Genomic DNA, 12295 nt, shown 5'->3' with positions numbered 1-12295 from the left:
GTTTGCCGCTATTAGTCGGCAAACTGTTTTTTCATTCTCTCACGACGCTCTTGCGCCTCTACGGACAAAGTGGCGGTCGGGCGTGCCAGCAGCCGCTTCAGACCGATAGGCTCTCCCGTATCGGCACAGAATCCATAATCACCCCCGTCAATATTGCGGATGGTCGCCTGTATTTTACTGAGAAGTTTTCGTTCCCGATCGCGGGTACGGAGTTCCAATGCGTACTCTTCTTCCTGTGTGGCACGGTCGGCAGGATCGGGGGCTGATTCGTGTTCTTGGAGATGCCCTGTCGTAGCGGAAGCATTTTCGATGAGTTCGTCTTGCATTTTTACCAGCAATTCGCGGAAAAAAGCCAAATGGTCGTCATTCATATAATCGTCTTCCGGCCCGCTCCAATTCAAAATATCTTGTTCTGTCAGCTTTGCCATAATGTATGTCCTCTCGGTTCACCGCAAAAAAACAAAGCACCACAAAGTGGCTTTATTCCTTTGATTTTTATAAGGCTTATTGCCTAAGGCGTTTTTGAAAACGCGCATCATAACACGTTTTGGATTGGTTTTTTTATTTTCTTTACATTATTGATATTGCCGTTCCATTTCCTGCGAACGGCGCACACAGGCACAAACGCCCTCACTTATGGCTTCGGCGACACGATGCCGTCTGAAGGCTTCCACGGCTTCGTGGGTTGTCCCGCCTTTTGACGTTACATTTTTTTGAAGCTTCTCGAAATCTTCACCCGTCTGTTCGGCAAGGGCAACCGCTCCTTTAAACGTTGCCAGACTGAGCGCGCGGGCTTCTTCTTCGTTAAAACCCTGACCAATGGCGGCATTCTGCAATGCGTCCAGCAGATAAAACACATAAGCCGGCCCGCTACCGCTGATACCGGTAATGCTGTGCATTTGCGCTTCATCTTCCAACCAAACGGTCAAACCGACTGATTTCATGATTCGATCGGCAATCCTGCGGTCTGTTTCCGATACTTCCGCTTCGGCAAACATACCGGATACGCCCAGCCCGATTTTTCCGGGCGTATTCGGCATAACCCGGACAATGCGGCGTGTTCCCCCGAGGTAACGGCTGAGCGTATCGACTGACAATCCGGCTGCGACAGAAAGCACCAATGCGCCGTTGGTGCGGATATTCTTACACGCAATTTCCATATCCTGAGGTTTGACGGCGAGGATTAAAACATCATCGGAATGAAGCTCCGGCAAGGTTTCAGAAGTTTCGACCCCCAACTCTTTTCCCAAACGTTCGCGCTTTTCCACGCCACGGTTGGCTATATGGATACGGTATCCCCCTTGTTTGACCAATCCGCCTGCGATGGCCGCCGCCATATTGCCGCCGCCGAGAAAATAAACATTCATTATTTCTACCCTATTCAAAATTACCTTACTAAATTAATTCCCAATTTTTTACCATCGGACGCGCTCGGACAGACCGTTGCGCCTCAACCCCTGCTTTTCCAAACAATCAAAACCTTCCTGTTTGAACGTCTCGATCAAAGGTTTGCCGTCACGCGTCTGCCAATCCAGCCCGCAGGCTTTAAATTTCCTTATTTTCCTGTAAAAGTAAGAGTTTTGCGCGGATTCATATTCGTTTGCCCTGACGGAACGATTGCCGTCTGAAAGCGGTATCTCGTAATCCTCTAAAGACGGCGGACTCTCGCCGCCAATATCCCAAAAATCGATGGCGGCCGGTTTTCTCGGCTTACACCAGCCGGACAGGGACGAACACTTATACCAACCTGCCAACTGACAGCCTGCAACCGTAAATGCCAGTACCGCAACCGTTGCCGTATATTTTATTGCCCGAATTTCCATCATCCCCTTTTCCCGAAAATCGCACTGCCGATACGGACATGTGTTGCACCGCACGCAATGGCGGCAGGCATGTCGTCCGACATCCCCATAGACAGCACATCCGCCTTAACGCCAGCCGCATTGAGGTCGGCAAGCAGCTTTTGCATGGTCTGAAACTGGGTTTTCAACTCCGTTTCACTGCTGTTGGCTTTGGCAACGCACATCAGTCCGCGCACGACAAGGTTGGGCAGCTTCGCCACTTCCACGGCAAGCGCGACCGCTTCTTCGGGCGCGACACCGTGTTTTGCCGCCTCGCCCGCAATGTTCATCTCGATACACACCTGCAAGGGCGGCATTGAGGAAGGACGCTGCCTGCTCAGCCGGACGGCGGTCTTCAGACGGCATACGGTATGCACCCAATGCGCGCGTTCGGCGACAATTTTGGTTTTATTGGACTGCACATCGCCGATGACGTGCCACACGATGTCGGTCAAATCCGCCAATTCCTCCGTTTTGCCGTACCACTCCTGAATATAGTTCTCGCCGAAATCACGCTGTCCGGCGGCGTAAACTTCGCGGATGCCGTCTGAAGGGAAAGTCTTACTGACGGCAATCAGGCTGACAGAATGCGGCTTCCTTCCCGCCTGCAGAACCAATTTCCCGATACGGTCGGACACCTCCCGATAACGTTCTTGCAAAACCGTCATAAATTATCCCCGGTAAAAATGCTTAAATAGTTGAATCCCAAGAATCAGGGCAGTAAAATTCAGAAGTAGGAAACACCGAACGACCCAAACATTATACTGGACAATATCCCATTATGCAGATTACCGACTTACTCGCCTTCGGCGTTAAAAACAAAGCATCCGACCTTCACCTGAGTTCGGGCATATCCCCTATGATTCGGGTTCACGGCGATATGCGGCGCATCAACCTTCCCGAAATGAGCGCGGAAGAGGTCGGCAATTATGGTAACTTCGGTGATGAACGACCACCAGCGGAAAATCTACCAGCAAAACTTGGAAGTCGACTTCTCGTTCGAACTGCCCAACGTCGCCCGATTCCGCGTCAACGCCTTCAACACCGGCCGCGGCCCCGCCGCCGTATTCCGCACCATTCCCAGCACCGTCTTATCGTTGGAAGAATTGAAAGCCCCGCGCATTTTCCAAAAAATTGCAGAATCGCCGCGCGGTATGGTATTAGTTACCGGCCCTACCGGTTCGGGCAAATCGACCACGCTTGCCGCGATGATTAACTACATCAACGAAACCCAGCCGGCACACATCCTGACCATCGAAGACCCGATCGAATTCGTCCACCAAAGCAAAAAATCTCTGATTAACCAACGCGAGTTGCACCAGCACACCCTCAGCTTCGCCAACGCGCTAAGTTCCGCATTGCGCGAAGACCCCGACGTTATCCTTGTCGGCGAAATGCGCGACCCCGAAACCATCGGCTTGGCACTGACCGCCGCCGAAACCGGACACTTGGTTTTCGGCACGCTGCACACGACCGGCGCGGCAAAAACCGTCGACCGTATCGTGGACGTATTCCCGGCAGGGGAAAAAGAAATGGTGCGCTCTATGCTGTCCGAATCGCTGACCGCCGTCATCTCCCAAAACCTGCTGAAAACGCGCGACGGCAACGGCCGTGTCGCCTCGCACGAAATCCTGATTTCCAACCCCGCCGTCCGCAACCTCATCCGCGAGAACAAAATCACGCAGATTAACTCCGTCCTGCAAACCGGGCAAGCGAGCGGTATGCAGACGATGGACCAATCGCTGCAATCGCTGGTGCGCCAAGGGCTGATCGCACCGGAAGTCGCACGCAAACGCGCGCAAAACAGCGAAAGTATGAGTTTCTGACACACAACCTCCTTCCGGCCATACCGGCGGGAAAACAAGGCGCAAACACGCGGGGTGGGACGCGGCATCCCGCCCGGCATACCTTTCCGAACAGAAAGCGTCCGCCTTCCTGTTGAAAACTGCCGCCGCAAACTGCAAGGCTTAAACTGAAAAGAAGCTAACGATGAGTACCAATAACCTGCACGACATCTTGGACGAAATGGTTCAAGTGTATTCTCAAAAAAAACAAAGCCGATCCGAAACCCCGGCCGAAATCGGCGCACACCTCCACCCGCTGCTCGACCGCCTGTGCGAAACCGCAGAAGCGCAAAGCGCGTCCGACATCCTTATCAGCAAAGGATTCCCGCCCTCGTTGAAAATCAACGGCGCATTAACCCCGCAGCCGCAAAAGGCTCTGACGGGCGAGGAAACCGCCGCCATCACCGCATCGACGATGAACGCCGAACAATCGGAAATATTCCAGCGCGACGGCGAAATCAACTACTCCGTCCAATCGCGCAGCGGCACGCGCTACCGCGCCAACGCCTACCACAGCCAAGGCCACGCAGGTTTGGTTTTGCGGCGCATCAACCACATCATCCCGCAAATGCAGGAATTGGGTCTGCCCGAAAAACTCAAAGACCTCGCCGTCGCACCGCGCGGGCTGCTGATTATCGTTGGGCCTACCGGTTCGGGCAAATCCACCACGATGGCGACTATGCTCGAACACCGCAACAAAACCCTGCCCGGCCATATCGTTACCATCGAAGACCCGATAGAGTTTATCTACAAACCGCGCCGCTGCATCTTTACCCAGCGCGAAATCGGCGTCGACACCATAAACTGGCAGACGGCGGTACAAAATGCTATGCGCCAGTCCCCCGACGTGGTCTGCATCGGCGAAGTCCGCAGCAGGGAAAATATGGAATACGCGATGCAGCTCGCCCAAACCGGCCACCTGTGCATTTTTACGCTCCACGCCAACACCGCGCCGCAGTCGCTCGAACGCATACTCAACTTCTACCCCAAAGAACAGCACAAGCAAATACTGATCGACATCGCCCTCAACCTGTCCGGTATCGTCTGCCAACGCCTCGCCCTCAAAAAAGACAAAACCGGCAGGACGGCGGTTGTCGACTTGCTCATCAACACGCCCGCCATCCAAGACTTCATCCTGAAGGGCGACCTGATGAACATCAATAAAATTATGGAAACCGCCAAAACCGACGGAATGCAGACGATGGACCAAAACCTTTTCGAACTGTACCGTCACGGCATCATCAGTTACGAAGAAGCCCTGCGCCAGTCCGTTTCCGCCAACAACCTGCGCCTGCACATCCAACTGTACGAAGAAGGCAAAATGCCCGAACTCCTTTACGACAGGGTCAACGGTCTCAACCTCGTTTCCTGATCCGCAAAACCCAATGCCGTCTGAAAACGCCGCCCCGTTTTCAGACGGCATGATTTTATCCGCCCCATTCATGTGCTACACTTTATTCACTTCATAACAATAAACCGGTAAAACCATGAAAACCCCACTCCTCAAGCCTCTGCTCATTACCTCGCTTCCCGTTTTCGCCAGTGTCTTTACCGCCGCCTCCATCGTCTGGCAGCTAGGCGAGCCCAAGCTCGCCATGCCCTTCGTACTCGGCATCATCGCCGGCGGCCTGGTCGATTTGGACAACCGCCTGACCGGACGGCTGAAAAACATCATCGCCTCCGTCGCCCTGTTCACCCTCTCCTCGCTCACGGCGCAAAGCACCCTCGGCACAGGGCTGCCCTTCATCCTCGCCATGACCCTGATGACCTTCGGCTTCACCATTTTAGGCGCGGTCGGGCTCAAATACCGCACCTTCGCATTCGGCGCACTCGCCGTCGCCACCTACACCACCCTCACCTACACCCCCGAAACCTACTGGCTGACCAACCCCTTCATGATTTTGTGCGGAACCGTACTGTACAGCACCGCCATCCTCCTGTTCCAAATCGTCCTGCCCCACCGCCCCGTCCAAGAAAGCGTCGCCAACGCCTACGACGCACTCGGCGGCTACCTCGAAGCCAAAGCCGACTTCTTCGACCCCGATGAGGCCGCCTGGATAGGCAACCGCCACATCGACCTCGCCATGAGCAACACAGGCGTCATCACCGCCTTCAACCAATGCCGTTCCGCCCTGTTTTACCGCCTTCGCGGCAAACACCGCCACCCGCGCACCGCCAAAATGCTGCGCTACTACTTCGCCGCCCAAGACATCCACGAACGCATCAGCTCCTCCCACGTCGATTATCAGGAAATGTCCGAAAAATTCAAAAACACCGACATCATCTTCCGCATCCACCGCCTACTCGAAATGCAGGGACAAGCCTGCCGCAACACCGCCCAAGCCCTGCGCGCAAGCAAAGACTACGTTTACAGCAAACGCCTCGGCCGCGCCATCGAAGGCTGCCGCCAATCGCTGCGCCTCCTTTCAGACGGCAACGACAGCCCCGACATCCGCCACCTCGGCCGCCTACTCGACAACCTCGGAAGCGTCGACCAGCAGTTCCGCCAACTCCAACACAGCGACTCCCCCGCCGAAAACTACCGCATGGGCGACACCCGCATCGCCGCCATAGAGACCGGCAGCTTCAAAAACACCTGGCAGGCAATCCGTCCGCAGCTGAACCTCGAATCGGGCGTATTCCGCCATGCCGTCCGCCTGTCCCTTGTCGTTGCCGCCGCCTGCACCATCGTCGAAGCCCTCAACCTCAACCTCGGCTACTGGATACTACTGACCGCCCTTTTCGTCTGCCAACCCAACTACACCGCCACCAAAAGCCGCGTGTACCAACGTATCGCCGGCACCGTACTCGGCGTAATCGTCGGCTCGCTCGTCCCCTACTTCACCCCGTCTGTCGAAACCAAGCTTTGGATCGTCATCGTCAGTACCACCCTCTTTTTCATGACCCGCACCTACAAATACAGCTTCTCGACATTTTTCATCACCATTCAGGCACTGACCAGCCTCTCCCTCGCAGGTTTGGACGTATACGCCGCCATGCCCGTACGCATCATCGACACCATTATCGGCGCATCCCTTGCCTGGGCGGCAGTCAGCTACCTATGGCCAGACTGGAAATACCTCACGCTCGAACGCACCGCCGCCCTTGCCGTATGCAGCAACGGTGCCTATCTCGAAAAAATCGCCGAACGCCTCAAAAGCGGCGAAACGGGCGACGACGTCGAATACCGCGCCACCCGCCGCCGCGCCCACGAACACACCGCCGCCCTCAGCAGCACCCTTTCCGACATGAGCAGCGAACCCGCAAAATTCGCCGACAGCCTGCAACCCGGCTTTACCCTGCTCAAAACCGGCTACGCCCTGACCGGCTACATCTCCGCCCTCGGCGCATACCGCAGCGAAATGCACGAAGGGTGCAGCCCCGACTTTACCGCACAGTTCCACCTCGCCGCCGAACACACTGCCCACATCTTCCAACACCTGCCCGAAACCGAACCCGACGACTTTCAGACGGCATTGGATACACTGCGTGGCGAACTCGACACCCTCCGCACCCACAGCAGCGGAACACAAAGCCACATTCTCCTCCAACAGCTCCAACTCATCGCCCGACAGCTCGAACCCTACTACCGCGCCTACCGACAAATTCCGCACAGACAGCCCCAAAACGCAGCCTGAAAAAGTTTCGGCATTTTGTAAGAGAGGACGGATTGTCAGACAGGTTGCAAGATAGTGGATAAGGCTTTGCGCAGGGTACATGCGTAGGTGGGAGGCATCTGTAGGGTGGATACATAAGGTGGGGAATAGGATGGACTGTACGATGAACTGTAGGGTGGGCTTCAGCCCACCATTTCCACCAACCCCAACACCCAACTGATTCCCACCATCTTCATCAACTCAAAAACACAAACGGAAGAAAGGGATTCCTGCCTGCCGATTACGACTGTTTCAACGATTTGCCCACAATGTCATGTGTTTTCGATGATGTTGTGAAGTGATGAGGTTGGTCGAGATGGTGGGATTGATGGAAATGGTGAGATTGGTGGGCTGAAGCCTACCCTACAGCCTGCGCACGGCAGGCGGCGGCATGGGAAAAACAGGCAGGAATAAAAAACGCGCCCAAAAATAAAAAATGCCGTCTGAAATTGTTTCAGACGGCATCTTAATTTCTGACAAGGTATTACCCCTACCGTATCCACTCACCAATCTTATTATGGCGTGGGTCGGCATGCCGACGCGGTTTTGTCTGAAAATTCGGGCAGGTGCGGAATAACGGCAAACCTGTGCGTATGCCGTAAAAAATGCCGTCTGAAGCTTGTTCGGACGGCATTTTCATAGGAATGCATCAGGCGGTTTTGTTTTTGAGGGGGAGTTTGATATGGGGTTTGGCGGGTTTCGGGGTTTCTTTCAAGCCCAGCTCGATTTGCTGGGCTTCATTCAAGAGGTTGCTCCAGTCGCCTTTTTTGTACCACTCGCGCCCGTCCAGCTCGATGGGGTGTTGGATGCGCTCGCAGCCGTTGCCGCACTGCAAATCGTCTTCGCGGCAATATTTGTCGCAACCCCAACAGATGCGCTCCGGATTTTTGGGGAATATGGGGAATTTTTTCGCCATGATATGTGCCTCGTTTTTTTTATTGGATGAAATTATAGGGGATGCGGCGGCAACGGTTTCGGGTTTATACGTTTTTTACGCGCAGGGGTTAAGGTTTGTGAAATACCGTATGAGGCGGTTTCGGTATTTTATACGGTAAATGTGTCAGGCGCGTAGGGGCGTTCGCATTTTTTGGGAGTTGGTATGAATTGATAGGGTCAATGGAATCGGTGGTCTGAAGCCCACCGATTCCGCCAATCCCCACTATCTCCCGAAAACACCAATCCGCCGTTTTCAGACGGCATTTCGGCTCAATCCAACAACGCATCCACAAACGCGCGCGCGTCAAACGGGCGCAAATCGTCTATGCCTTCGCCCACGCCGATGTAGCGGACGGGAACTGGACGGTCGGAGGCAAGCGCGGCGAGGATGCCGCCTTTTGCCGTGCCGTCTAGCTTGGTAACGATTAAACCGGTCAGCCCCAATGCGTCGTCAAAGGCTTTGACTTGGTTGACGGCGTTTTGACCGATGTTGGCATCAAGCACGACGATGATTTCATGTGGCGCATCAGGCATGGCTTTTTGCAATACGCGCTTCACTTTTTTGATTTCTTCCATCAAATGAAGCTGCGTGGGCAGGCGGCCGGCGGTGTCGGCCAGCATAATGTCGATGCCGCGCGCTTTGGCGGCTTGGACGGCATCAAAACAAACGGCTGCGGAATCGCCCGTGGTTTGCGAAATCACGGTTACGTTGTTGCGCTCGCCCCAAGCTTGAAGCTGCTCGCGCGCGGCGGCACGGAAAGTATCGCCTGCCGCCAGCAATACGGATTTGCCCTGCGCTTGGAAATATTTGGCAAGTTTGCCGATAGACGTGGTTTTGCCCGCGCCGTTGATACCGGCAAGCATAATCACGAAAGGCTCTTTGGTTTCGGGCAAGACCAAAGGTTTCTCCAGAGGCTTAATCAAGTCATACAGTGCTTCTTTCAACGCGCCGCGCAATTCGTTGCCGTCTTTCAGCCCTTTGAGGCTGACGCGGTCGCGCACATCTTTCATCAGGTATTCGGTGGCTTCCATACCCATATCGCTGGTAATCAGCACGGTTTCCAGCTCTTCGTATAAATCTTCGTCGATTTGTCCGCCGCCGAACACGCCGGCCAGCGATTTCGCCATTTTGTCGCGTGATTTGGTCAAGCCTTGTTTCAAACGCGTAGCCCAACTGAGCTTGTGTTCTTCAGTTGTCGCAACGGCTTCTTGAACTTGCTCGACATCCTCGCTGACGGTTTCGGCAACGGCTTCTTTTGCCGCTTCGACTTGTTCCGCTGCTTTTTCAGCCGCTTCCTCTGCTTCAGACGGCATCTCGGCAACGGCTTCCTTTACTTGTTCAAGCGCACCGCTGACGGTTTCGGCAACGACTTCCTTTACCTGTTCAACCGCACTACTGACGGTTTCGGCAACGGCTTCTTTTACCGCCTCAGCCTGTTCTGCCACTTCTTCAGCAACCTCGGCCGCTTCAGACGGCATCTCGGCAACGGTTTCCTTTACTTGTTCAATCGCACTACTGACGGTTTCAACGGCAGATTCGACCTGCCCTTTGACGCTTTCCGTTAAAGATTCGACATCTTCTTTAATATTTTCAACTACTTGAGCAACTTCAGATTCTACTTTTGCTGCGGTTTCCTGAATTTGAGCCTCCTCAGGAGCCGGAGTTTCCTGTTTTTTCTTGCGACGGAAGAAGCTGAACATTGAATTTTCCTTTTAATTTTATAAACTTGAAATAGGGAGTATTGTAGCGTATTTTACGCGGCAAGGTTGTCTGAAAATCCGGGCTGTAAGGTTTCGGCATCTCAAACGTCTAATCATACAAACCGTCCACACAGGAAACATCAAAATGAAACCCCGTACTTTCTTTTCCCTTTGCGCCAAGTTCGGCTGTCTGTTTGCGCTGGGCGCTTGTTCGCCCAAAATCGCCGATGCCGAAGCCGCGACCGTGCCGCATACTTTATCCACTTTGAAAACCGCGGACAACCGCCCCGCCGATGTTTATTTGAAAAAAGACAAACCGACGCTGATTAAATTCTGGGCGAGCTGGTGTCCTTTGTGTCTGTCCGAACTGGGGCAGACCGAAAAATGGGCACAAGATGCAAAATTCGGTTCCGCCAACCTGATTACCGTTGCCTCCCCCGGCTTTCTGCACGAGAAAAAAGACGGCGACTTCCAAAAATGGTATGCCGGTTTGAACTATCCCAAGCTGCCCGTCGTAACCGATAACGGCGGCACCATCGCCCAAAGCCTGAATATCAGCGTTTACCCCTCGTGGGCGTTAATCGGTAAAGACGGCGACGTGCAGCGTATCGTCAAAGGCAGCATCAACGAAGCGCAGGCGTTGGCGTTAATCCGCGACCCGAATGCCGATTTAGGCCGTCTGAAAAATTCGTTCTACAAACCCGACACACAGAAAAAGGATTCAGCAATCATGAATACGCGCACCATCTACCTCGCCGGCGGCTGCTTCTGGGGCTTGGAAGCCTATTTCCAACGCATAGACGGCGTGGTTGACGCGGTATCCGGCTACGCCAACGGCAACACGAAAAATCCGAGTTACGAAGACGTGTCCTACCACCATACGGGCCACGCTGAGACCGTCAAAGTTACCTACGATGCCGACAAACTCAGCCTCGACGACATCCTGCAATACTATTTCCGCGTCGTTGACCCGACCAGCCTCAACAAACAAGGTAACGACACCGGCACGCAATACCGCAGCGGCGTGTACTACACCGAACCTGCCGAAAAAGCCGTCATCGCCGCCGCCCTCAAACGCGAGCAGCAAAAATACAAACTTCCCCTCGTCGTCGAAAACGAGCCGCTGAAAAACTTCTACAACGCTGAGGAATACCATCAGGACTACCTGATTAAAAACCCCAACGGCTACTGCCACATCGACATCCGCAAAGCCGACGAACCGCTGCCGGGCAAAACCAAAACCGCTCCGCAAGGCAAAGGCTTCGACGCGGCAACTTATAAAAAACCCAATGATGCCGAACTCAAACGCATCCTGACCGAAGAGCAATACCAAGTTACCCAACACAGCGCGACCGAATACGCCTTCAGCCACGAATACGACCATCTGTTCAAACCCGGCATTTATGTGGACGTTGTCAGCGGCGAACCCCTGTTCAGCTCCGCCGACAAATTCGATTCCGGCTGCGGCTGGCCGAGCTTCACGCGCCCGATTGATGCAAAATCCATTACCGAACACGACGATTTCAGCTACAACATGCGCCGCACCGAAGTGCGCAGCCACGCCGCCGACTCGCACTTGGGACACGTCTTCCCCGATGGCCCGCGCGACAAAGGCGGACTGCGCTACTGCATCAACGGCGCGAGCTTGAAATTCATCCCGCTGGAACAAATGGACGCGGCAGGCTACGGCGCGTTGAAGAGTAAAGTGAAATAAGCCGCACCGCCGCCTAACCCGACAAAATACCGTCTGAAACCTGCAACGTTTCAGACGGTATTTTTTATCCGGCGGGGATTTTGTCCAGACGGAGATTTTGTTCAGACGGCATCGCCGCCGTTTTCAATCAGCCCCGCCAACCTTTCCAATGCGAAGGCAACGGCCTGTGTGCGGACGGATTCGCGGTTGCCGTCAAAACGGCGGATTTCTTCACAACTTCCGCCCGGAAAGGCAAACCCGAACCAAACTGTACCGACGGGTTTGCTTTCGCTGCCGCCGCCCGGGCCGGCAATGCCGGAAATACCGACGGCGTAATCCGCCTGCGCCACGGCTTTCGCGCCGCGCGCCATCTCATAGACGGTTTGGCGGCTGACCGCGCCGTGTTCGAGCAGGGTTTCGGGCAACACGCCCAAGCGGTCTTCTTTGGCTTTGTTGCTGTATGTTACAAAACTCTGGTCGAACCATTGCGAACTGCCTGCAACGCTTGTGAATGCGGCGGCAAGCATTCCGCCCGTACAGGATTCGGCACAGCTTACGGTTTGACGTTTTTTCGTCAGGTTTCGGGCGATGGTGTGCAGCGCGTCCATTTCCCACTCCCCTTTC

Annotated in this window: 10 protein-coding genes and 1 pseudogene; 4 read left to right on the top strand and 7 right to left on the bottom strand. The window is 54.5% G+C overall.

Translation table 11 applies throughout. From position 1 onward, the window contains the following. Window positions 1-11: 11 nt before the first annotated feature. The 4 genes from dksA to ACNAU7_RS09885 all read right to left on the bottom strand — a co-directional run bounded on the left by dksA (window position 12) and on the right by ACNAU7_RS09885 (window position 2509). The gene (gene dksA / locus ACNAU7_RS09900) at window positions 12-428 is read right to left on the bottom strand and encodes an RNA polymerase-binding protein DksA (RefSeq protein WP_003753684.1); all 417 of its coding nucleotides are present in this window, start codon (window positions 426-428) and stop codon (window positions 12-14) included. A gap of 147 nt (window positions 429-575) precedes the next feature. Beyond that, complete coding sequence (gene proC / locus ACNAU7_RS09895) at window positions 576-1385, bottom strand: pyrroline-5-carboxylate reductase (protein ID WP_416302126.1); 810 nt, start codon at window positions 1383-1385, stop codon at window positions 576-578. 30 nt (window positions 1386-1415) lie between these two features. After that, entirely contained in the window at window positions 1416-1823 is a 408-nt protein-coding gene (locus tag ACNAU7_RS09890; protein ID WP_029609064.1) for a hypothetical protein, read from the bottom strand. Then, on the bottom strand, window positions 1823-2509 hold the full coding sequence (locus ACNAU7_RS09885) for a YggS family pyridoxal phosphate-dependent enzyme (protein ID WP_416302125.1): 687 nt from the start codon (window positions 2507-2509) through the stop codon (window positions 1823-1825). Before ACNAU7_RS09885 ends, ACNAU7_RS09890 begins: the two co-directional genes overlap by 1 nt. Window positions 2510-2622: 113 nt before the next feature. Here ACNAU7_RS09885 and pilT point away from each other — a divergent pair. From pilT to yccS, 3 genes and pseudogenes are all read left to right on the top strand, one after another. After that, window positions 2623-3667: pseudogene (gene pilT / locus ACNAU7_RS09880) on the top strand (type IV pilus twitching motility protein PilT). Window positions 3668-3830: 163 nt separating this feature from the next. Beyond that, complete coding sequence (locus tag ACNAU7_RS09875; RefSeq protein WP_301911189.1) at window positions 3831-5057, top strand: PilT/PilU family type 4a pilus ATPase; 1227 nt, start codon at window positions 3831-3833, stop codon at window positions 5055-5057. Between the two features lie 115 nt (window positions 5058-5172). Further along, window positions 5173-7323: a YccS family putative transporter gene (gene yccS, locus ACNAU7_RS09870; protein ID WP_416302124.1), complete on the top strand. Its 2151-nt coding sequence runs from the start codon at window positions 5173-5175 to the stop codon at window positions 7321-7323. A 667-nt stretch (window positions 7324-7990) separates the two neighbouring features. Here the strand turns inward: yccS and ACNAU7_RS09865 are convergent. Continuing rightward, complete coding sequence (locus tag ACNAU7_RS09865) at window positions 7991-8257, bottom strand: DUF3079 domain-containing protein (protein WP_003753663.1); 267 nt, start codon at window positions 8255-8257, stop codon at window positions 7991-7993. A gap of 290 nt (window positions 8258-8547) precedes the next feature. Then, the gene (gene ftsY, locus ACNAU7_RS09860; protein WP_416302123.1) at window positions 8548-9978 is read right to left on the bottom strand and encodes a signal recognition particle-docking protein FtsY; all 1431 of its coding nucleotides are present in this window, start codon (window positions 9976-9978) and stop codon (window positions 8548-8550) included. A gap of 145 nt (window positions 9979-10123) precedes the next feature. Between ftsY and msrAB the strand changes: the two genes are divergently transcribed. Then, window positions 10124-11692: a bifunctional peptide-methionine (S)-S-oxide reductase MsrA/peptide-methionine (R)-S-oxide reductase MsrB gene (msrAB, locus tag ACNAU7_RS09855; protein WP_416302122.1), complete on the top strand. Its 1569-nt coding sequence runs from the start codon at window positions 10124-10126 to the stop codon at window positions 11690-11692. A 101-nt stretch (window positions 11693-11793) separates the two neighbouring features. Here the strand turns inward: msrAB and ACNAU7_RS09850 are convergent, their stop codons facing one another. Next, window positions 11794-12279, bottom strand: coding sequence for a CinA family protein (locus ACNAU7_RS09850; protein WP_080541920.1), 486 nt, complete (start codon window positions 12277-12279; stop codon window positions 11794-11796). Window positions 12280-12295: the final 16 nt, after the last annotated feature.

Origin of the sequence: Neisseria sp. LACPHL-SPEC-2024-00856, from assembly GCF_047915665.1 — a bacterium.
Classification (GTDB): Bacteria; Pseudomonadota; Gammaproteobacteria; order Burkholderiales; family Neisseriaceae; genus Neisseria; species Neisseria polysaccharea.
This window is presented reverse-complemented; position numbering and strand designations above follow the sequence as displayed.

Bases quoted from the DNA above. Each gene is read 5' to 3' on its own strand.
- ACNAU7_RS09850 (WP_080541920.1), bottom strand. From the start codon at position 12,279: ATGGACGCGCTGCACACCATCGCCCGAAACCTGACGAAAAAACGTCAA.
- ACNAU7_RS09890 (WP_029609064.1), bottom strand. From the start codon at position 1,823: ATGGAAATTCGGGCAATAAAATATACGGCAACGGTTGCGGTACTGGCA.
- yccS (WP_416302124.1), top strand. From the start codon at position 5,173: ATGAAAACCCCACTCCTCAAGCCTCTGCTCATTACCTCGCTTCCCGTT.
- ACNAU7_RS09865 (WP_003753663.1), bottom strand. From the start codon at position 8,257: ATGGCGAAAAAATTCCCCATATTCCCCAAAAATCCGGAGCGCATCTGT.
- ftsY (WP_416302123.1), bottom strand. From the start codon at position 9,978: ATGTTCAGCTTCTTCCGTCGCAAGAAAAAACAGGAAACTCCGGCTCCT.
- ACNAU7_RS09885 (WP_416302125.1), bottom strand. From the start codon at position 2,509: ATGACGGTTTTGCAAGAACGTTATCGGGAGGTGTCCGACCGTATCGGG.
- msrAB (WP_416302122.1), top strand. From the start codon at position 10,124: ATGAAACCCCGTACTTTCTTTTCCCTTTGCGCCAAGTTCGGCTGTCTG.
- ACNAU7_RS09875 (WP_301911189.1), top strand. From the start codon at position 3,831: ATGAGTACCAATAACCTGCACGACATCTTGGACGAAATGGTTCAAGTG.
- dksA (WP_003753684.1), bottom strand. From the start codon at position 428: ATGGCAAAGCTGACAGAACAAGATATTTTGAATTGGAGCGGGCCGGAA.